Here is a 247-nt window from a genome sequence, read left to right on the forward strand (position 1 = left end):
AGCCTCAGACCATCAGAAATCCCTGAAATGAGGCCCAGATTTCCATATCCCGAAAAATCGACTGGCTCGACGAGCCGACGAAAGGTACGCGCTCGCTGACGAGGGGTATTTCAGCAAGCTGTTAGGCCGAACTTGCCCTGACCTCGATGCCGAACTGCTATTCGAGCCCGATGAATGGAAGGCCGCCTTCATCCTCAACAAGACGGCCCCACCCGACAAACCGCCACGGCTAAACGAAGTGGTACGG

1 protein-coding gene is annotated in these 247 nt (G+C 56.3%); it reads left to right on the forward strand.

Going from position 1 to position 247, the window contains the following annotated elements:
- Positions 1-118: 118 nt before the first annotated feature.
- The coding region (locus tag GWC77_RS29000; protein ID WP_367949144.1) for an IS4 family transposase at positions 119-247 on the forward strand (129 nt) is incomplete at its 3' end.

It is taken from the genome of Paraburkholderia sp. NMBU_R16 (assembly GCF_013282575.1).
In the GTDB taxonomy this organism is placed as follows: domain Bacteria; phylum Pseudomonadota; class Gammaproteobacteria; order Burkholderiales; family Burkholderiaceae; genus Trinickia.